Origin of the sequence: Paraburkholderia sp. MM5482-R2 (assembly GCF_050436125.1) — a bacterium.
Lineage (GTDB): Bacteria > Pseudomonadota > Gammaproteobacteria > Burkholderiales > Burkholderiaceae > Paraburkholderia > Paraburkholderia tuberum.
In genome coordinates this window covers 2,831,507-2,848,926 of sequence record NZ_JBNDLP010000002.1, presented here as the reverse complement: position 1 = coordinate 2,848,926, position 17,420 = coordinate 2,831,507, and the positions used below count along the sequence as shown (strand labels likewise).

Genomic DNA, 17,420 nt, shown 5'->3' with positions numbered 1-17,420 from the left:
AGGAATGGACAACTAGTGACTATTTGGTATTATAGTCACAACCAGACCTTGCGAAGACGCTCATGCTGCCCAAACACATCTTTGCCGCGCTCATTGTCGCCAGCCTCTCGGCAGGCTGCGCTGTAGGCCCCGATTATGTCCGGCCCAATGTCGCTATGCCCGAGCAGTTCCAGGGCCAGGTCGCGGTGGATCGCCGGCACGTGACGGCCAGTGCTGACCTTGTTACGTGGTGGACGGGTTTCGGTGATCCGCAACTGACACGGTTCGTCACGCTCGCGCTGGAACAGAACCTGGACCTTGCGCAGGCCGCCGCTCGCGTCTCGCAGGCGCGCGCGGGACTCGGGGCCGCGAACGCCGCGCTCCTACCGTCCGGCAACATCAGCGGCCAGGCGGCGCGAGTCTATCAATCTGTTGAGACCCCGCTGGGGCGAGTCCTGAATTCGACGCCCGGCTTCGACCGCTATGGCAATGACTACGAGGCCAATTTCAACGCGAGTTGGGAACTGGATGTGTTTGGGGGCCTGCGTCGCGGGCGGGAAGCGGCACTTGCCGAGTATCGGGCTTCGGAAGCGGGCGCGGTGGCCACGCGCCTGGCTGTAGCGGCTCAGACTGCCGATACCTACATCACCATTCGTGGATTGCAGGCCCGCCTGAAGGTTGCCCGCAAGCAGGTGCGGACGCAGCAGGATCTGCTCTCGACCATCAACCTCCTGTATGGAAAAGGCCTGGCGGCCGACCTTCAGGTGAGCCAGGCTGAAGGTGCGCTGGCCCAGGTTCAGGCATCCGTGCCAGTGCTCGAGACGGGTCTCGACGCAGCCATGAACGCGCTGGACGTGATGCTGGGTTCACAGCCTGGGACGCATCGGGCGGAGCTGGTTGAAACGGGCGACATCCCGGTCGCCCCGCAGATCGCGGCTACAGGATCGCCGGGAGAATTGCTCCGGCGCCGGCCCGACCTGATCGTGGCCGAGCGTCGTCTGGCTGCATCGAACGCGCGCATCGGCATGGCCATCGCCGAGTATTACCCCAAGGTATCGCTGAGTGGACTGCTCGGCAGCGCCACCTCGGTGGCCAGCGGTAACCTGTTCAGTAGCGGCGCCAATCAGGCCGCTGGTGTGCTGGGGCTGCGCTGGCGCCTGTTCGATTTCGGCCGCATCAATGCGCAGATCGAGCAGGCTAGGGGTCAGGAGGCCGAGATGTTGGCTGCGTATCGGCTTGCCGCGTTGCACGCTACCGAAGATGTCGAGAACTCGTTCTCGGCACTCGTCAAGCGCGAGGAGCAGGCCGCGGTGCTTACCCAGGGAGTGGACTCGCTTAGCCGTGCGCGAGCGGCCTCGTTCGCCGCCTATCAAAAAGGCGTCGTCAGCCTGATTGAAGTTCTGCAGGCCGACGAAAACTTGCTGCGCGCCTCGGATGAGCGGGTGCAGGCGCAAACGGAATCGGCACGCGCAGCCGTTGCTGCTTTCAAAGCACTCGGCGGTGGTTGGCAATCGAGCGATTCCGAGGCCGTGGCAAGCAAATAGCAACTGCAGACCTGATGGAGGGAAGAGGAGGAAACTTCGTCATCTGCGTTGCTTCATGGCTGTCGCCGAAGAGCTTCATTTCGCTGCGCTGCGGAGCGATCGAGCATCAAACAGTCGCCGCTCGGGCCTGCGATCAACTCACTTTCGCTGAGCCGAAAGTTGCCGAATGCCGGTGTTGCTGAATTCGGTCGTTCCAATCACTGAAAGAGATGAAAATGGAAAGCGATCAACCAAGGATTTCGCAGCAGGATTTTCTGCTCGCCGCAATGACGCAGTGCAGTTTGAGCCGCTATGAATTTGCCGCGCTTATTTCAGTCGGGCGGAGCACGCTCGACAAATGGCTGCTGCCTGACGACTCGGCGGATTTCAGGGCGCTTTCCGGAAGGGAACGCGCCTACATAGCTCAGGTCGTGCGTTCGAAGTGACGAGGGCGGCGATCCCACCCTCTACGGTGGCCGGTTTTCGCCATCCATTAAGCAGTGAGCTATCCGCGAAATTTCGTCTTCCAGGAGGTCGCATGCAATCTCGACCACGCTCCAGGGTCCGGCTGACGATGTCGGCGGACAGCAGCGCGAGTGTGTCGCTGTAAAAGCGCAGGACCAGCGTGCAGCGCAGATGGACACGGTATGTGAACCGATTATTGGATCTCCTTTTCGTGCTGGCGCGAGTGTTAAATCGCGCGGACGGCGGAGGTGAGGTGCTGTGGCCCCATTAGCGCGTGATCAGTCTCAGCTAATCGATCGTCTGCTACTCAACGTGGAGCGGCGTGGCAATCGCGCAGTATTTCGATCAGCGAAGTCGGGAAGTTTCGGAGCGAGTGATTGTGTGCGACTCGCCGTCCATTCTGGCGCGCGGTCGCAGGGAGGGGACGAACAGCCTCGCCGATCCAGTCCCTGCTTGGCATTGCTATCCCTTGCCTCAAAGCATTGGATGGACTGACTAGTGGTGCTGGAGGGCACGATGTTGAACATGTTGCAGTTAGAAACATTTGCCACCGTGGTCGAGCATCGACACTTCACACGCGCCGCCGCAGCGTTGAACATCTCGCGCGGTGCGGCTTCACGGCGGGTGAAGGTCCTTGAAGAGAGTTTAGGGGCATTACTGTTGAGCCGCGAGCCGCCTCTCACGCCAACAAAGGTGGGTGAAGACGTTCTGCGATACTTCATGTCGGTCCGGCTGCTGGAAGACGCGCTGCTTCAGCGGACCATGCCGGGTAGCGTGGCGAGGACTGCCATCGCGCTCGCTGTTAACGCCGATTCGCTTGCAACATGGTTCGAGCCTGTCGCGCGACAACTTGCACTCAATCATGTGGCGCTTGAGATCGTCGTTGACGATCAGGATCATACGCTTGAAGCCTTGGCGCGCGGTGACGTCAAGGGTTGCCTATCGACGCAACGCAAGCCCGTCGAAGGTTTTCTTGCCGACGCCGTCGGGCAGATGCGGTATCAGTGCGTGGCTACACCCCAGTTTGCTTCCGAGTACTTTTCGGGCGGCATGACTTTGCCCAGGGTACTGAAGGCCACGGCAGTCCTGTTCGATAGAAAGGACACGTTGCACGACACGTTTCTTGAGTTGTGTTTCGGCGTGTCAGTGGGCAAGTACCTGAAGCATTATTTTCCCTCCCCGGCGGCGCTGCTCAATGCAATCCGTGGCAACCTGGGATATGGACTCGTGCCCTCGATGCAGGCTGAGCCGCTGATTCATGCTGGAGAATTGGTTGCGCTCGCGCCCAGACATGACTTGATGATCGACCTTTATTGGCACCACTGGGAGTCGGAGCCTGAGCCACTTGCGAAAATCAGTGCATTGGTTGTCGATGCCGCACGCAAAAGCTTGGTGCAGGCTCACGGCAGGGAGGTTGCACCTCACGCGTCGGTATGACGCGTGGCAGTTCGTCCAGTTTCCGTCACACGTCGCCGACTACAGAAGGCAGCATGGTGCTGTATTTAGGAGCTCGCGCGCCTGACACCGAGCGTTATCTGCCGCGCAAGCAATATGCAGGTGGAGGCAAAAAGGCCGGCCGGCAGCGGGAGCCAACTCGCTGCATCGCTGATTCCGGTCCAATGGATGGCGGCAACAAGCAGAGATACCCCGGCACCGGCGAGCAACATCGTGGCTGCGCAGCGAGGGGGCACCCGCTGCCCGGTCTCATGAAGGATGAACAGCAATCCGACGGCCGCGACGTAGACGACGTTAAGTGAAACGATGGTCGAGACAATCGCCTGCCCGTCAGTCGCAATCGCAGATCCAATTGCGATAATCAGTATGCGCCGCCAGTAACCGCGGTGGCTATCGCCCCGCACTAACCCTTCCACTGCGCATGCCATCGCTCGGGTGATGGCGCTGCCCGAACCGAGCGCAGCAAGCAGAATGAAGCCCATGCACAGCGGCCCGATCTGCCCTCCGGTCTGAAGGATGATCCGAGGGATCGCGCTTGCAGCGTCCGTCAGACTGAACAGCTTTCCAGCATGTAGCGCCGAGACTACGGTTGCGGCGGGAAGAAATCCGGTAGCCAAGAGGAAGAGGCCTGCGAGTACGCAGCCGAGCCACGCATCCCGCGGTCGGCGCGCTGCGATGACAAATTGTTGATAGTCCGAGCCGGTGATCACCAGAAACCCGACTGCGGTGATGGTTACCAACGTCTCAGCTCGTGGAGCTCCACGCACTTCGCTGGCAAACGACGGCCATGCATGCAGGTATACGGGGAAGCCGCTTGACGAAATTAGCGCATGCACGAGTGCGACATTCGTTGCTAGCAGGCAGACCATGAAGACCGTCGCTGCCATGCCGAGGTCAATGGACGACATGACGAGCAAGCCAGCAGCAACGAGTGTCAGAGCATGCCTTGCCGGTAGTCCCATCGCGACAAGTACGGCGATACCGCCGTGGATCTGGGCGGCAAGCACGCCGGACATCCAAAAGAGCGAGAGAAGCGCCACAAGCTTGCGGACCACTGGCCCATAGCGCTCGCCGAACAGGTTCCAGATGAGTTCCCGTGTCCGCCACAGTGCCGGCGCCGCAAGTGCAAGTGCCAGCATGCCGAGCGCGGTGACGATCGCATACAGACTCCCGGCCATCCCTGCATGGATGGCCATCTCGCCCGAGCCAAGCAGGAACGCGACGCCATAGCTCGCGGAGACAAGCAATGCACCGACACCAACGGCACCAAGATTACGCTGCGTCATTGCTCGCTCCCGAGGAAATTGTCCATTCTTGGACGACCGCGTCAGGGCCGCGAAAATACGTATGGCAGACCCTGGCCGCTCCTGCGAAGGCGGGCAATGCCAGCAACGCCCGTTGCGCGTGAGCGAGGCGGTGATAGGGAATCGACGGAATCAGATGATGCGTTAGGTGGTAGCCGTTGTTACGCGGATGAATGATCCAACGCCATAGGCTGTGGGAAGAGATGTCGCGCGTGTAATCGAAGATTCCGCCCGGATACAAGCCGAAGTGATCGCACAGTTCGCGAAACGTGGTGATCGCATGAAAGACGGTCATTTTCGCCAGCATCCAGATGGCGAAAAAGAGCGCCGCCGTATGGATGCCCCATACAAGCGTCACGCCACCTAGTAGGGCCGCCCACCATCCCGTAATGCCGAGACCCCGGAAGCCGCCGACTCTTTGCAGATGCCCGAACGTTGAGCCAAGCCAGGTGGCCGGTGTGAGCAGCACTGTGAGAAACGGTTGCCACCAGCCGTCGCCGGGATGGTGCTGAACGGCGATGTAGTCGGGGTCGCGCGTCGGGTCGCCCAGCCACGCATGATGGCGCGCGTGAAGCTCGCGATACAGAGTGAGACTGTTGAAGAGCGCCGGCGCAACGAAAAGACGCGCCAGTGTGTCATTGACGCAATTCGAGTGTGCAAGGTTGCGATGGGCGGCATCGTGTAGCAGGTTGCCGAGTGCACGCTGTCGGTTGCCGATCCATGCAACAGCAGCAGGCGTCAACCACAATCCAAAACGATGCAGGATCAATATGGCCGCAGCGATGGTCAGCCAGTCGAACGTGATGTCGATCACGACCTTGAAGACATCGGGCGACGTCATGGCATGGTGCACTTGGCTCCATTCGGGAAATGACGAGCGGATGAGATCTTGGTCGCTCGTTACAGCACGATGACTCATGGGGAGCCTCCCGATCTATGAGTGACCGTGTGCGCCGGGCTGTCGGTGCAAAACGCAAGCCGGCGGCGAAGCGCAAACGATGACTTTGATCTTACGAAACGATCCTTGATGCGGTGCCGTGTTGCCCAAATTTGCACAACGTTGCGTTCTCGGTAGCAGCAGCATGCACATCGGTTTTCCGACGCGTTGGAATTAGAGCGGTTTAGGCGCGAGAGCATCACCACCCTAGGGCAAGCGCAGACGACGAAAAGTTGACCATGCGTACCGCCAGAAATTTGGTTCAGCGTGGCTCAACCAATGCGTCTGGAAGTCTCTTCGCACTTCAGGCGCGAGAACAAGCCGCGGTAGGGATACGACGAATCAAGCCAGGATTCCATGATTCGGGCATTTTTTTGGCACGCGGTTCTTGCTGCGACGGCCGACGATAAATGCACGCGGGCGGCGGTAGAAACTCTGCGGCACAGACTCGACGTCGACCGGCGATCGGACGGGACTGTCAGACTGCGGTGACGAAGAATGAAGCCGAGACGGTGATGCTGTCGGACCGCATATCCGGCAGGCGAGGGCGCGGACAGCAATGCATAAATCACTGGACGGGGCTGTCGGAGTGCTCCATCGAGATGCTGATTTGCATCCGACTTACGTCTCGAGGAATGGTGAGCTGGATACTAACGGGGGATTCGTCGCAGGGCGCAGACGTGCGCGAACGGTTACCACGCATGCGCAGGGTCTCTTCTTCTATCTCCCTGCCCAGCCGCTCGAGTTCTTCCTGCAGTTCTTCCAGTCGCGCCATGACCGATCTCCACGACGAATGCACGGTGTTGCCGATACAGCCGCGTGCGGCAAACCTGTAAGTCGGAAGATTAATCCTGGTGGACAACTGTTGCTCGCTGTTCAACATTTTTATGCGTTGTCGACGTTAGCGAGACAGCCGCGTCAGGCGACCAATCCGCGAATCCTTGAGGACGTCGTCGGCGCTCTCGCCCAGAAGCTGACACTGCTCGTAGAGAAGCCCGATGAGCCGCGCTTTCTTCTTGGCATCGAGGGGCACCGGAAGACGTTGCTCAATCCGGCCGATGGCTTCCATCACGTTGTCCAACGTTTTCTGCTCAAGTCGATACCGCACGTCGCGATCGAGAAGCATATGCCCGCCGCCTGTCAGCAGCCACACTGGATCCACGGAAAACTGCTCGTACAATGCGCGCAGCAATTCGACCGGTACCGCACGCTCGCCGCGCTCGTAATTCGCATAGGCGCGCAGCGACAGCCCGAGCTGCCGAGCCATCTTTTCTTGCGACAGGTCAAGGTGCTGGCGCACCTGCGCAACGCGCCGATGATAGTCCCCGTGATCCGCGGTGCTTGACATGTCTGTCTCGCCTTCCTAGAGTAATTTCGTACCTCGATTATAGGCACGTTCGAGTAATAGACAAGCTTGGACGTGCCTGGACTCAAAGAGCTGTTTGTGGATTTGTGATGCTTCAAAGCGTCGTGGAGGAAACGTGGCGAGTAGGCGGTTCTACACGCTGGAAGAGATTGCGCGCGAACTGCATATCGCGCCTGCTACCGCACGCAACCGACTGACGCTCGCGCTGCCGATGCCACCGTCGATCCGTGTGGGACGCCGTCGTCTATTCCCCATCGACGAGTATGAAAAGTGGATCGCCGCGCAATTGACGCACTATGGGAAGACCGACGCAGCGGGGGGCGCCACTGAGGACGCTGCTCGTGGTCCACATGGACCGTCGCTCGACGCGACGTAGTTACGTCACAGCTGTTCTATTCATTGAATTCCGCTCAAGCGATGATGCTGTCCTGGGTATCGCAACGTGCCAGTAGTTATCTCCTTCGTCTCCACCAAAGGCGGCGTCGGTAAGACGACCGTTGCCGCCAACCTTGGCGGCCTGCTCGCAGCCTTCGGCCTGAAGGTTCTCGCGATTGATGCCGATGTCCAGCCGAGTCTAAGCAAGTTCTTTCCCGTCCATTACCGTTCATCGCGAGGTCTGACTGCCGTCGTGACTTCAGGCGGCAATCCGTCGGCCGACTGCATCAGTCGCACGATTTTCTCGAATCTCGATCTGGTCTATTCCGATACGCCGGATGCAGCACTGCAGGTGTGGCTCAATCGCCGTGAGGATCGCCTGATGATCCTGCGCCGGGCGATGCGCAGCCCGCTCATCGAGCCTTATGACGTAGTGCTGATCGACACGCAAGGCGCGGTCGGCGAACTGCAGAAGTCCGCAGCGATGGCGGCCGACATGATGGTGTCGCCCGTCAAGCCCGATGCGCTGAGCGCTGGCGAGTTCGCCACCGGTACGATTGCCATGCTCAACGAGCTGAATCGGCTTGCCGACTTCGGTGAATCATTCCGTTCCGGCGACTTGCTGACACTGATCAATGCGCATGAACGCACCACCAATGCGCGGGCACTTGCAGCTGTATTGCGAGAGCGGTTCACAGGCCATCCGAAGGTGAGGGTGCTCGGAACGGTCATTCCGTCTGCCGCCGCCTATGCGGCAGCTGCGACGGCGCGCGTTCCCGTCCACGACTTTGATCGCCGCCGGCGGTTCGACAATTCGGCCTGGAACGTCATGCATCGCCTCGCGTGGGAACTGTTCCCTTCGCTCGCGAACGTCTATGCGGGGTCTCCGCAGCCCGCGGTCGACTGTGCGGTGCCTGTCGACAGCGGACAGGGAGCAGTCGCATGAGCGTGCCGGGAGAGCCGGTCAGCGCAGATCGTGAGCGTTTCGCCGCGCAGCGCCTGGACGTGCCGTCGCCGGCCGTGCGCACGCCCGATCCGCAGCTTACGTCGATTATTCGGCTCAAGATCACCGACGTGATGACCTATGAACGCAATCCACGTCGCGCGTCGCATGCGCGCATCGTGGAGCTCAAGGAGTCGATCCGCACCAACGGAATCGAGCAGATCGTGACGGTGACCCGCCGTCCGGGCGCGACAAGCTACATGGTGGCGAAGGGTGGTAATTCACGCGTGACCGCGGCGACGGCCCTTTACGACGAAACGCGCGACGACCGCTTTCTCTACTACGACTTCTTCTACGTGCCGTATCCCGGCGAGCCGAAGCTGCTGGCCGCTCACCTGCGTGAGAACGACCAGCGCGCCGATCTTTGCTTCTGGGACAAGGCCAATGGTTATCTCGCGCTCAAGGCGGATCTTGAAGCCGAGCGGGGTGAAACGCTTTCGCTGCGCGAGTTTTCGCGGCTGCTCGAACAAGAGGGAGCACCCGTAAGCCACGTGCTGCTTGCGCTGTTCCAGTTCGCGGTCGACCGACTGTCGGCACTCGGACCGGCCACGGTGTATTTGAGCCGCCGTGCGCTCGTCGATGTGATTCAGCCCGGCATCGGCATACTCTTGCGCCTGGCGCGACGCCTCGGTTTTGACGACCATTGGATGCAGGAGCGGGTGATCGATCCGCAACTGACAGGCATTGCTGCCCGATGCAGTTTCGACGATGTCGGCATTTTTGCCCAGCACGCGACGGAAAGGAGCTTCCCATTCGACACTGCACAGTTGGTGGACGGGCTGCGACTACGCCTGGCGAGCGAGCTTGGCGTGCCGCGCGGCGCGCTCGATCGGATGTGCCATCTGCTCGAGCGCATGCCGGATGCCGCAGCCGATGAGCTGCGTGAAGTAGGTGGCATTCAAGTCGCGCGACGTGAAACCTCATCAGTCGCATCTGCTCCGGACGCGAATAAGGCATCCGCAACACGGAGTTCATCGGCCTCATCGGCACAGGGCGCTGGGGGCGAGGCGCGCACCGCACAGGCTGCCGGCGGGGTTGTGCCCAACGGGACTGCTATCGAGAAACGGCTTGGCGAACAGAGCGCAGCGCCGGATGGCCTGCAACCGGCAGCGGATGACGGATCCATAGCGATCGCTGTTGACACTGATGGGATGCGCGTTGCGCAAGCTGCGTCGCCGACACAGGAGAGTGAGATCTTCCGGGAGACAGTGTTCGCTTTCGCGCGGAGTTGTGGTCTCGATGGGTGCGTGCGTGATGCGCCCGGGCTTCCGTACGGCTTCATGATCGAGCCGCCACCATCGAGCAGACCGCGCTTTTCGCCCGACGCTGGCGCGCAGCGTGACGAAGCTGCACTCACACGGTATCTAGGCTGGTGGTGGCTGGTCTGCCTATCGCGGCAAAACACCGCAACGGGGCTCACGCGCGTGCCGACCGATAGTCTCTTTGCGCAGATGGCTCGCGATGATGAGGCGTGGAACCGCACCTGTGACGCGAGCGTTGGCGAGCCGTTACTCGCTGACCGCATGGACGTGATGTTCGACGTCATGCTCAACCCGGATCACCCGATCGGTCAGTGGTGGGCTGAGCTCATTCGCGTGGCGCGCGCCTTCCGCGCGGCCTATCCCGAACGTTTTGCGCCGACGCGCTGGCCCGAACCCGGTGCTGACGAGCGGCTTCAGCGAGGGGGGCCGTGATGGACACCGCCTTCCTGCGTCTTGAAAACGAGGCGCTCGAACGTTTCGTGCTGCTCGAACTGATTGCCATCGCTTGCATGACAAAGCGGCCCGCTGTCATAGGCATTGAGGATCGGAAGGTTTCATGTGAAACAGGTTCGATCGATACCTCACGGATAGACCGATTACCAGATGAAATTCTGCGTGTGCTCGGCGACGTTCGTTCGTCGGCGCTTACGCGCGATCTATTGGGTGCCGGTGCATTGCGTGTCTTCGTGGATGCCGGCGCGTTGCAGCGTCGCTGTGAACTGATCGAGCGGCAGTGGTGCGATCAGGATCTGTTGCGCGCGTTCGTCGAAAGGCAGGCGAGCATCCCGATGATCCGCTCGTTTTTCCGCACGGCCACGCGCGCAACGATCACGCAATTGCGGTCGGAACTAAGTGTCACCGCGCCGACGAAACCGCGCGCACTCTCGCCGTCCGAATTGGACGCACTGTTCGATGCGTGGTGCGCGCTCAACGACATCGTCGATTTGCGCGAACGCTATCTGGCGCTGCATGAACGATGTGATGGCCAATGGTCACTCGCCACGCTTTTCGCGGCACTAAACGCGGACACGGGAGCATGCCGCCCATCTTCTTCCCATCAGGAGCTTCACTATGTACGACATGCGACTTGATCCGGATGGCAATCTGCTACCCGGCAAGACCTGGGACGATTCGCCCGGACTGCCGCCTGCTGAGGCCGAAATGGTTCTCTCGATGCTCGATGTTCCGATCACGATCGACCGCTGTTTCGTCGAGATTTGCGGCGACCTCGCTGCGGCCGCAATGCTCACCGAACTGTCGACGCTTGAAAGCGATACAGGGTGCCAACATGCCTGGCTTCGGGTCGCGCCCGAAGACTTCGAACGAAGACTTGCGCTCACTGAGCCACAGCAGCGCGCCGCGCGGCGGCTACTCCGATCGAAAGGTCTGATCGCGCATAGACGGCGAAAGACGCTCGAGGCGGAAGAGTTCCGCGTCCTGTGGCCGGCCGTCGTCGCGCTACTTCAGCGCAAGGCGGAGGAACGAACGGCGCATATCGTCTGGCCGCCCGTGCATCCGAGCCATCCGGACCAGCCCGAACAGCTAGAGGAGGTTGAATCATGATGCCCGGATGCCATCCCTATATCACTGAGTTCGAGGCGATGTGGGCGATTCTGAGGCCTTACCGGCCCATTGCTTTCGGAACACGGCTCGCCCGCATCACCGGACATCCGAAGCAGGCGCTCCTGCTATCGCAGCTCGTGTACTGGACCCGCCGCGGGCGTGATGTGGACGCCAACGGCGGGTGGGTCCACAAGACGCGCGAACACTGGCTGCTGGAGACGGGACTGTCGCGCGAGGAGCAGGAAAATGCGCGGCGACGCCTGCGGAGCATGAAACTGCTAACGGAATGGCGCGGTGGCCAACCCGCGCGTATGCATTACCGGCTGGAAGTAGAAGCAATCTCTAATGCGGTTCAATTCACTTGCCAAATGGTCGCGCAGCTCCCGTCGTCAATCGAATCGATGCGGAGGGACCCGTTCGCGGGTGACGCCCTGCTCGGGCCGGCTGTTGCGTACCGGCGTATTTTTGTCGACCTTGTCGGTAACGTGAACGCGGCATTACTCCTCTCACGCATGGTGCAGCTGCAGCGCAGGGAGGCCGACCGGCAATGTACCTGGTTCACGCTCACGGCCGGCGAATGGCAGCGCACGCTCGGCCTGAACCGGCGCCAGCTTGACAACGCGAGAGCGCGACTCGTGCGCCAGGGGCTAATTCGCGAGCTCACGCGCCAGTGCACCGGCCGGCGCGTGTTTACCCAACTCAATGCGGGCGAACTGAAGCGTCAGATTGAACGTCTTGTGTCGCGCGGTGATATGCGCGAACGGCTCGCGACACGCAAGCGCCTGCTCGCGCAGAGTCTGTGCGAAGAAGACGAGCGTGCCGCTGCTTCGACACCGCCAGTTGTTACCCCGGGTAACAGCTGTCCGGGCGGCATTGCAGTTCGCGCACCGCAGCTGTACGCGCGGACGACAGAACCCCCGAAGTCGCCAACCGGAAGTGTCCGACTGAATTTCAATGTGCCCGTGACGCCCCTGCGGTCGGCGGGTTTGGTCCATTACCGATGGTGGGAAACGTGCGTTGCAGACGCGCGCGTATACGGAAGGATTACATACCAGACTACAACCACCTGCGGCCCGGCGATCTCAGTAGGCGAGCGGCCGAATCCGGTTGTAGTGGGGATCGATTGTCCTTTCTCGCTACTGCTCGCCACGGATGACGTCGGTGCGCTCGCCTGGCCAGCGATGGTTGTCGAGCATGACCGGGCACTGATCGCCTCGCAGCTCGCGCGGATTCCTGCTGCGGACCGGCAGACGCTGCTGGACGAGATGGCGGCAGGTCACCGCCACCAGCCGGTGCAACTGCCCATCGCGTACATCGCAGGTCTCGTGCGCCGCTATCTCGCGGGAGACTTTATCGCCACCAGGGCGCATCTCGAACGCGCGGCACGGAAGCGGGCAACGCAGCGGGAGGGTGCGAATGCGGCTTCGCCAAGCCCCCACGACCCCGGCGACTTGCCGGCGTCGACGCGCGAGACCGCCTGCCGGCATCTGGCGGCGATCCGCGAAGCACTACGCGCACGGACGGTACATCAGCCGACGCGTCGATCGACGGGTGTGTTGGACAGTCAGGCAGGCACCCATGCGTGACCGAATTCGTCACGCTTGCCGAGCACACCCGCATGCCAGCTCGTGCTTGCCATTGTGCGCCGCTGTTGCCCGGCGTAGCGGTCGCCCGCGAATTGCGCGCGTGTTACCCCGGGTAACACGACGAGCACGCCGTTAGTTGTCACCGCAAGTCTGTTTTTGAGGAGCCTGACATGGACCCATTGCCCAGCGCTATCGATCCTTCTGTTGACGCCTTCGCACGCTCTGCGTCGTCGCCGTTTGCCGATGGCTACGACCTCGACGCAGAGCGAGTGACCCTCGCGCACCTCGTTGCCGAGGGCGATCCTGATCCGGCTGATCCGCTGTTCGGGCGTTATCAGCTGTTTCTCGAACGCGAGGAAGCGCTGAATCACATGCGCGAGGCACACGCGTTGCGACAGGGCAGCGATCCGCTGGTACGCCCGCACGAGGCACAGGCCATCAGCCGAATTGGCCAGCTCGGCAGCGACGGTGTGGACCGAATGCGGCTTCATACTCGGGATGCGATGCGGCTTTTTCTTGGTCGATCGATCGCGCCCGGCGAGCAGGGGCATCCGATGGCAGGCGGCCGCCGCGTGGCCGCGTCCCTGCGCGCGCTGTGGGCGCTGTCGGGCAACGACAATCCGTACGCGGACTGTAAGCTCATTGAGATCGCGGATCGCATCGGCGGTATTCGGCGCGCGAACGAGCTCGAGCAGCAGCATGCTCGCCAGTTGCTGGACGCCGCGCGCGAAAAAGGCCTCGAATATTCGGTGCTGCAATCGCGTGAACCTGCGCACGTCTCGCTCGAGTTTGGTTCGCCGTACGGTTACATGATCGTCATGCTGCTCGTCGAGCTCGACTATCTTGTGCGCCTCGTGCGTTCCGCGGTGTTGCGCGACCTGATGTCGTCGACCGACGGCTTCCGGCGCATCGGCTCGGCCAAGCACCGGTGCCTGTCCGTCTTCCATTTCGCAGTGCACTGCCAGCGCGTGCTCACGCGCGCCGAACTGCTGCCGCTTTCGCGCCTCGACTTCCTGCCGAATGCGGATGCTGCCGCACGCCAACGCGCCGAAGCGGCGCGCGCGCTGCTCGGTGTATTGCCGCGGGACGTCTTTACCGGCGCGCGTGAGCCACGTCACAGCCGGCGGCGCGTGAGCCGCCTGTCGGATGCGGAACTGCGTCTACTCGACAGTGTGCCGCTGTCCGGGGACGACGCGGTCGCGCAAGCTGCAGCAGACGCTCTGGTGCAATGATGCGAGGGCTGCGGCAATGACTGACCGACCTTCGGATCTGGATCGACGTTCAAAGGCCTTTAAGGGTAAGGGAGCCGGCAGCCCTGAGCCAGCGATGGTGCTACCTGTATCACGGATCGCGGGCGACGCCGGGATACGCGTGCTGCTGCGTTCGTACGAGCACTGGCTCGAGGACACTGTGACCGAAATGCAGACGCTGGCGCTGGAGAGCGCGACCACCGGGCTCGATGTGTCGCTGCGCTGCGTACGCATTGCACTGGCGAGCGGCGCGACGCGCCATCGTCTCGACTGGTTCGTCCGCGGTGAGCCGCATGCAGTCGCGTGGCCGCGCGCGAAGGACTGTTTCAATCGCATTCCCGCGCCGCTACGGACGTATCTGCAGCAGTGCCAGGTTCGTGCCAAGGAGCTCAACGCACTGGAGTCGGTTTTCCGGTATGCGGCGAGACAGCTCAGGATGTATCTGGAACACGGCACCGTGAAGCTTCGACGGGCTGGTGACAGCTGAGACAGCCGCAGCGTCTTGTCGTGGCGTGAACAAAGGGACATCAGGCTGACGCAGAGCAGCCAACCACAGTAGCAGGCAGTGGACAGCGCATTCGATGTACAGGGGTAATCCCTTGATGAACGGAGTCCTCAGTGGGCATCTACGCAGAACTGGTCGGCAACGTGCTGGCGTCGCCGACGATGAAACAGGTCAATACTGCCAGCGGTGCGCGGCGCATTGTCGAGCTGCGCGTCATGTCCGCCAGTTACCGGCGGCTCGAGGACGGCACGCTGGAGCAGCGCGAGGGACGAACATATCCCGTTGACGTGACCATCTGGAACGAGCGCCTTACCGATCGCGTCTTGCAGCACATCCGCACCGGCGCGAGCGTCGTCGTGAGAGGAGACTTCTACGTCAGCCCCTGGATCAATCGTGACAATGAGGCGGACGCTGGCGCGCATATCGACGCGGAGTCGATTTCGCTGAATCTCGTGCGCATCGATCAGGTGGTGTACCGCCCGCGCCAGACGCGCGAGTCCGATGTCCCGGCACAGGACGAAGGCGCCGGCGAGCCAGCCGGTCCGGCCGATGGCGAAGCGGAAGAGTCCACGGGCGAGGAACCAGGAACGCCGCCGGATCACGCAGACTCCGATGCGGCTACCCCCGTCCAGCCTGCAGGCCGGCGTTCGCGTCGGGCGGCGCGAGCCACGGCCGAATAGCTTGCACCTTCGTCGATGTCATGCGCGAGCGCACCGTTCGGCGTGCATGACTTCTACGCTGGAGTCCGGCGGAGGACACGAAAATGATGGACGTCAGTTCGCCGGCCATGCCGAACGTTGAGGAACTGCGGATGTTGCGGGCGCTGGTGTATGAGGGCATAGCGCTAGCGCGCCACGGGCAGTACGTTGCGCGGTTTCACAGATGGATCGTCCAGGTCTCGCGCGAGGGCCGCTGCAGCGCGGGTTGCTTTGCGCTGGTCACTGTCGAGATCCGCCACCCCCATGGCGAATTACTCGAGCGCGCCTGTCTGGTAGTTGATGAACGCGCCGACCGCGAGACAGGAGGCTGAGGGTGCTTGTGTCATCGCTGGATCGATGTCTTTCACTCCGGAGATTGCCGCGTTGAGGCACACGGCCGTGACCGTCCATATGCGACGCTGCGGCTATTGGCTTGCCATGTCGAGCCCGTCGAATCGGCGAGAGAGGGCTTGTGCGGTCAGCTGTCTTCGCGGTACGGTACGCGGATTCGTTTGCTGTAGTGGCCGTCCGCGTAGCCGACCATGCCATATTTTGCCGTCTTATTTTTGTATTGACAGAAGGAGAATTCATGAACAAGCAGGAACTGATCGATGCCATCGCGTCAGCAACGGGCTCGAGCAAGGCCATCGCCGGCGAGTCCATCGATGCTTTCATCGGCGCGATTACGGAGGCGGTGGTCAAGGGTGAGACCGTGCAACTAATCGGATTTGGCTCGTTCAGTCAGGGCAAGCGTGCGGGGCGCACGGGCCGCAATCCGGCGACCGGTGAGGAGATCAGCATCGCTGCCGCGAAAACGGTGAAGTTCACCGCAGGCAAGGGGTTCAAGGACGCGGTCAACGGCGGCGAGCGGTAGGAGCGTTATCCCATACCGAGACGTGGACGGCGGTTGCTTCGCCGGGTGCTGCTACCTGAGATGCGGCGCGAGCACGTTGCCGACGAATGCGGAGGTTGCACCCGGCTCGAACTGTTCCCGAAGCCGCGCGTTGAGAGCATCGCGGGAAGCGCCGCTCACGCAGGCTGCGTCGGTGAGCGCCGCATAGGCATCGAGCACATCTGCCGCCGTGATCTCGTATCCGGCGCCGGCGTCGACCCAGCGCAGTGCGGCCATGCCGCAGGTCATCGCGAACGCGGGTTGCCGCTGCACGAACTCCCGTGCTGCCCGAATCAGGGTGCGTGGATCGGTCGGGCTGGTCTGGATGAGCGACGTCGCGAGATCGAAGAGTCCCGCGTCCTTCGCGGACGCAAACCATTTGCCTTCCGAGCCCGGCTCGCTTTCAATCAGGTCTTGCAGGATTGCTGCCTGCGATCGCCCGGGATACTTCCTCGCGATCGCACGGAAGGTCGCGAGGTACGTCCCTGAGCGGTTAGCCGCGATCGCATACCGCCGGTAGGCCTCGTCCGTCATGCCGCGGGCGAGCAGGATCGTCTCGCAGGCGAGGGCGATCGCACTTTCCGGCGTATGGGCGTCACGAGACTGCTCGGCGTAACGCAGCGCCTCTTCGGGCCGGCCGAGTGCCACGAGCGCCTTTACACCCCATTGCCGGTACCCCCACCATGTCATGCGCGCCGAGTCGACCAGTGCGAGCAGTTCGTCGAATCGGTGCGCGACGTAAAGCGCACTCATGCACGCGGTAGTCCCGACAAAAAATCCACCCTGGCCGTCGGGGCCGATCACATGCGCCGTGATGGGCAGCAGCCTGTCCGCCCATGCGGATGCCATATCCGGCGTCACAGCAAGTTCTCCCCACACATCGGCGAGGCGTTCGATATACGGCATCTGGTCTTCCTGCAACGCCTCAAAGAGACGTTCCAACCACGCCTGTCTGATTGAGGCGTCAACGGTGGCTGCGGCAATTAGGGGAGCCAGTGCATCGATGGCCCGATTGACTGCGGTGCCCATCGCGCCGGACGAACTGTCGACCTGCTCCAGTGCCGGAGACAGTTTTTCGAGCAGGAGCACTGCGCCTTCGGCGGCAAGGACGGCATCGGAGCGCGCCACCTGCCGGATCTCGACGACCGCTTCCTTCAGCCGCTGGATCGGCAGCGCTGATTTCCAGCCGAAGGCGTTACGCCGGAAACGGGCGGCGAAGGTCCATCGATGTGAGCTCGTGTGTGACATTCCGGTTTT

Annotated in this window: 19 protein-coding genes and 1 pseudogene; 15 read left to right on the top strand and 5 right to left on the bottom strand. The window is 61.9% G+C overall.

The features are described 5' to 3' along the window. Positions 1 to 62 precede the first annotated feature (62 nt). The 4 genes and pseudogenes from OKW37_RS15960 to OKW37_RS15945 all read left to right on the top strand — a co-directional run bounded on the left by OKW37_RS15960 (position 63) and on the right by OKW37_RS15945 (position 3,404). Positions 63 to 1,523, top strand: coding sequence for an efflux transporter outer membrane subunit (locus OKW37_RS15960; RefSeq protein WP_429405383.1), 1,461 nt, complete (start codon positions 63 to 65; stop codon positions 1,521 to 1,523). Between the two features lie 215 nt (positions 1,524 to 1,738). Further along, complete coding sequence (locus tag OKW37_RS15955) at positions 1,739 to 1,948, top strand: transcriptional regulator (protein WP_429405385.1); 210 nt, start codon at positions 1,739 to 1,741, stop codon at positions 1,946 to 1,948. A 197-nt stretch (positions 1,949 to 2,145) separates the two neighbouring features. Further along, positions 2,146 to 2,238, top strand: a pseudogene (locus tag OKW37_RS15950) (cob(I)yrinic acid a,c-diamide adenosyltransferase); the annotation flags it as partial. Positions 2,239 to 2,483: 245 nt separating this feature from the next. Continuing rightward, positions 2,484 to 3,404, top strand: coding sequence for an HTH-type transcriptional regulator ArgP (locus OKW37_RS15945; protein WP_429405387.1), 921 nt, complete (start codon positions 2,484 to 2,486; stop codon positions 3,402 to 3,404). Positions 3,405 to 3,469: 65 nt separating this feature from the next. Here the strand turns inward: OKW37_RS15945 and OKW37_RS15940 are convergent, their stop codons facing one another. From OKW37_RS15940 to OKW37_RS15925, 4 genes are all read right to left on the bottom strand, one after another. Continuing rightward, positions 3,470 to 4,708, bottom strand: a complete 1,239-nt coding sequence (locus OKW37_RS15940) for a sodium:solute symporter (protein ID WP_429405390.1) — start codon at positions 4,706 to 4,708, stop codon at positions 3,470 to 3,472. After that, positions 4,695 to 5,645, bottom strand: coding sequence for a fatty acid desaturase family protein (locus OKW37_RS15935; protein WP_429405392.1), 951 nt, complete (start codon positions 5,643 to 5,645; stop codon positions 4,695 to 4,697). Before OKW37_RS15935 ends, OKW37_RS15940 begins: the two co-directional genes overlap by 14 nt. A 586-nt stretch (positions 5,646 to 6,231) precedes the next feature. Next, positions 6,232 to 6,438, bottom strand: a complete 207-nt coding sequence (locus OKW37_RS15930; RefSeq protein ID WP_429509871.1) for a hypothetical protein — start codon at positions 6,436 to 6,438, stop codon at positions 6,232 to 6,234. 126 nt (positions 6,439 to 6,564) lie between these two features. Further along, positions 6,565 to 7,011: a helix-turn-helix domain-containing protein gene (locus OKW37_RS15925; protein WP_429405396.1), complete on the bottom strand. Its 447-nt coding sequence runs from the start codon at positions 7,009 to 7,011 to the stop codon at positions 6,565 to 6,567. A gap of 133 nt (positions 7,012 to 7,144) precedes the next feature. On the opposite strand from OKW37_RS15925, the gene OKW37_RS15920 reads away from it, so the two are divergent. The 11 genes from OKW37_RS15920 to OKW37_RS15870 all read left to right on the top strand — a co-directional run bounded on the left by OKW37_RS15920 (position 7,145) and on the right by OKW37_RS15870 (position 16,145). After that, complete coding sequence (locus OKW37_RS15920) at positions 7,145 to 7,405, top strand: DNA-binding protein (RefSeq protein WP_429405398.1); 261 nt, start codon at positions 7,145 to 7,147, stop codon at positions 7,403 to 7,405. A 66-nt stretch (positions 7,406 to 7,471) separates the two neighbouring features. Beyond that, positions 7,472 to 8,350 carry a ParA family protein gene (locus OKW37_RS15915; RefSeq protein ID WP_429405400.1) on the top strand — a complete coding sequence of 293 codons (879 nt, stop codon included), beginning with the start codon at positions 7,472 to 7,474 and terminating at the stop codon, positions 8,348 to 8,350. Continuing rightward, positions 8,347 to 10,101 carry a chromosome partitioning protein ParB gene (locus OKW37_RS15910; protein WP_429405402.1) on the top strand — a complete coding sequence of 585 codons (1,755 nt, stop codon included), beginning with the start codon at positions 8,347 to 8,349 and terminating at the stop codon, positions 10,099 to 10,101. The genes OKW37_RS15915 and OKW37_RS15910 overlap by 4 nt, the downstream gene beginning before the upstream one ends. Beyond that, entirely contained in the window at positions 10,101 to 10,760 is a 660-nt protein-coding gene (locus OKW37_RS15905; protein ID WP_429405404.1) for a hypothetical protein, read from the top strand. The genes OKW37_RS15910 and OKW37_RS15905 overlap by 1 nt, the downstream gene beginning before the upstream one ends. Beyond that, positions 10,741 to 11,232 (top strand): hypothetical protein, encoded by a 492-nt coding sequence (locus OKW37_RS15900; RefSeq protein WP_429405406.1) that lies wholly within the window; start codon positions 10,741 to 10,743, stop codon positions 11,230 to 11,232. Before OKW37_RS15905 ends, OKW37_RS15900 begins: the two co-directional genes overlap by 20 nt. Next, positions 11,229 to 12,818, top strand: coding sequence for a hypothetical protein (locus OKW37_RS15895; RefSeq protein WP_429405408.1), 1,590 nt, complete (start codon positions 11,229 to 11,231; stop codon positions 12,816 to 12,818). The genes OKW37_RS15900 and OKW37_RS15895 overlap by 4 nt, the downstream gene beginning before the upstream one ends. Positions 12,819 to 12,988: 170 nt before the next feature. After that, positions 12,989 to 14,050, top strand: a complete 1,062-nt coding sequence (locus tag OKW37_RS15890) for a PFL_4669 family integrating conjugative element protein (RefSeq protein ID WP_429405410.1) — start codon at positions 12,989 to 12,991, stop codon at positions 14,048 to 14,050. 94 nt (positions 14,051 to 14,144) lie between these two features. Beyond that, a complete protein-coding gene (locus OKW37_RS15885) occupies positions 14,145 to 14,555 on the top strand; it encodes a hypothetical protein (RefSeq protein ID WP_429405412.1) in 411 nt (136 codons plus the stop codon). Between the two features lie 131 nt (positions 14,556 to 14,686). Continuing rightward, on the top strand, positions 14,687 to 15,253 hold the full coding sequence (locus OKW37_RS15880; RefSeq protein WP_429405414.1) for a single-stranded DNA-binding protein: 567 nt from the start codon (positions 14,687 to 14,689) through the stop codon (positions 15,251 to 15,253). Positions 15,254 to 15,336: 83 nt separating this feature from the next. Further along, positions 15,337 to 15,603 carry a hypothetical protein gene (locus OKW37_RS15875; protein WP_429405416.1) on the top strand — a complete coding sequence of 89 codons (267 nt, stop codon included), beginning with the start codon at positions 15,337 to 15,339 and terminating at the stop codon, positions 15,601 to 15,603. Positions 15,604 to 15,860: 257 nt separating this feature from the next. Next, positions 15,861 to 16,145 carry an HU family DNA-binding protein gene (locus OKW37_RS15870; RefSeq protein WP_429405418.1) on the top strand — a complete coding sequence of 95 codons (285 nt, stop codon included), beginning with the start codon at positions 15,861 to 15,863 and terminating at the stop codon, positions 16,143 to 16,145. Positions 16,146 to 16,196: 51 nt separating this feature from the next. Here OKW37_RS15870 and OKW37_RS15865 read toward each other — a convergent pair whose 3' ends face one another. After that, positions 16,197 to 17,411, bottom strand: coding sequence for a hypothetical protein (locus OKW37_RS15865; RefSeq protein WP_429408387.1), 1,215 nt, complete (start codon positions 17,409 to 17,411; stop codon positions 16,197 to 16,199). Between the last annotated feature and the right edge of the window lie 9 nt (positions 17,412 to 17,420).